The sequence below is a fragment of the Streptomyces lancefieldiae genome (assembly GCF_031845825.1).
GTDB lineage: Bacteria > Actinomycetota > Actinomycetes > Streptomycetales > Streptomycetaceae > Streptomyces > Streptomyces lancefieldiae.
In genome coordinates, this window is sequence record NZ_JAVRFH010000194.1 from 1 (window position 1) to 1,815 (window position 1,815).

The 1,815-nt window shown below is 65.9% G+C and carries 3 protein-coding genes and 1 pseudogene; 3 read left to right on the forward strand and 1 reads right to left on the reverse strand.

The window, feature by feature from the left end:
• The first annotated feature begins 163 nt into the window (after positions 1-163).
• The 3 genes from RM812_RS41495 (at position 164) to RM812_RS41505 (ending at position 1,418) form a co-directional block, all read left to right on the forward strand.
• Entirely contained in the window at positions 164-742 is a 579-nt protein-coding gene (locus RM812_RS41495; RefSeq protein ID WP_311586104.1) for a Dps family protein, read from the forward strand.
• 115 nt (positions 743-857) lie between these two features.
• Complete coding sequence (locus RM812_RS41500; protein ID WP_311586108.1) at positions 858-1,115, forward strand: helix-turn-helix domain-containing protein; 258 nt, start codon at positions 858-860, stop codon at positions 1,113-1,115.
• Between the two features lie 81 nt (positions 1,116-1,196).
• Entirely contained in the window at positions 1,197-1,418 is a 222-nt protein-coding gene (locus RM812_RS41505) for a type 2 periplasmic-binding domain-containing protein (protein ID WP_311586106.1), read from the forward strand.
• A gap of 279 nt (positions 1,419-1,697) precedes the next feature.
• Here RM812_RS41505 and RM812_RS43465 read toward each other — a convergent pair.
• Positions 1,698-1,815: pseudogene (locus tag RM812_RS43465) on the reverse strand (IS630 family transposase); the annotation flags it as partial.

Sequence of the window (1,815 nt, forward strand, 5' to 3'; positions counted from 1 at the left end):
GTGATTCGACACCAACGAGCTGTTCAGGAGGCCCTGTTCGTATGCGTCCAGCGCCCCGCGATCACCCGATCGGGACTCCCGTTCGACGCACATCTCTCAAGATCGAAAAGAGAACAGCTTCTTAGCGTCGCTCAGGTACGCACAGCACCGCAGGAGGCAGAACATGACCACCAGCACCCGGCACGTGAGCGGCAGCCAGCCCTGGCTGCACCAGAAGGGCGAAGTGATCCAGGACTTCGGGACCGTCAAGCAGTTCCCGCTCGGCCTCTCGTACGAGGCCCGGATGTACTCCTGCCAGCGCCTCAACAAGGTCCTGGCGGACACGCAGATTCTCTACGGCCTCTACAAGAAGCACCACTGGCTGATGCGCGGCGCAACCTTCTACCAGCTGCACCTGGTCCTGGACAAGCATGCCGACGAGCAACTGGCACTCGTCGACACCCTCGCCGAGCGTGTCCAGTCGCTGGGCGGCGTCGCGGTGGGTGACCCCCGGCACGTCGCCGAGATCACGTCGATCCCGCGGCCCCCGAACGGCGTCGAGGAGGTCCCGGCCATGCTGTCTCGACTGCTGGAAGCCCACGAGACCATCCTCATCGAGGCCCACGACGCCGCCGCGCGCACCGCTGAACTGGGAGACGACGGCACCAACGACCTCTTCGTCTCACAGATCATCAGGACCGGTGAGCTGCAGTCCTGGTTCTTGGCCGAGCACCTGGTGGACACGCCCCTCGTCCGCGCCTGACCCCACCACTCACTACGCCCACGCCGCTGCCTGCACCCGTACGATGCAGCGGCGATGGTCGTTTCCGCATGACGGAGCGATGCGTGAGCGGGAGAGAATGATGGATCTGCGGCAGATGGAAGTCATCGTCGCGGTGGCCGACGAGGGCGGCTTCACGGCGACGGCGCGGCGTCTGCACGTGGTCCACTCCGCGGTGTCCGGCACAATCCGGGCTCTCGAACGCGAATTGGGCGCCCCCACCTTTCGACCGCAGGACCCACCGTGTTGCTCCGACCTCGGCAGGCGAAGCGTTCGTCCCTGCTGCCCGAGCGGCCCTCCGGGCTGCCGAACTGGCCCGGGAAGCGGTCGATGCGGTGAAAGGACAACTGCGTGAACGGATCACGGTCGGCATCATGCAGGGAGTCTGGGCAGGACTCCAGCCCTGGCTGCCTCAGGAGCGGAACATCCAGGCGCAGTGGTCCAGTTGCGGCAGGCAGCGGTCGCCGACATCCGCCAGGCATTGCGGGAGGACACGGTGGACCTGGCAGTCGTGGCACCGGACCGGCAACAGCAGCGCGGACTGGCGACTCGGCTGCTGTCGCGCGAGGAATGGTGCTCGTGGCGTCGTCCCTCCAGATCCTCCCCGAAACAGCGGCAGGCAGCGTCGACCTCTCCGAGATCGCCCAGTTGCCTCTGATCGACTTCTCGCCGGGCTGGGCCATCCGCTACGCAGTCGACCGGGCCTTCCGCGCCGCAGGCGTCGAACGCACCACGACGTTCGAGGTGAACGACATTGTTGCGCCTCCGAACTGGTCCGTAATGACCTGGACGTCTACATCATGCCCAGGTCAATCGCAAACCGATTCCCCGACCTGCATCAGCGCCCCTTCCGTCGGCACGCACCAAGCTGGAAGATCACGGTGGTACGGCCTCCTAGTGTCCCCGCGCGCCAGTAGTTGATCGTTACCTGAGGTTTTCACGGCGAGGTCGGTGGGGTGAGAGCCAGACCTGTGGCGGTCAGGCAGCCGTCGACCAGGTGGGGGCGGAGCTGGATCCTGCGTAACTCGCGGCGAAGGGTGCGGTCGAGGTCTTCG

Coding starts and splice junctions, on each gene's coding strand:
- RM812_RS41495 (WP_311586104.1), top strand. CDS start 164: ATGACCACCAGCACCCGGCACGTGAGCGGCAGCCAGCCCTGGCTGCAC.
- RM812_RS41500 (WP_311586108.1), top strand. CDS start 858: ATGGAAGTCATCGTCGCGGTGGCCGACGAGGGCGGCTTCACGGCGACG.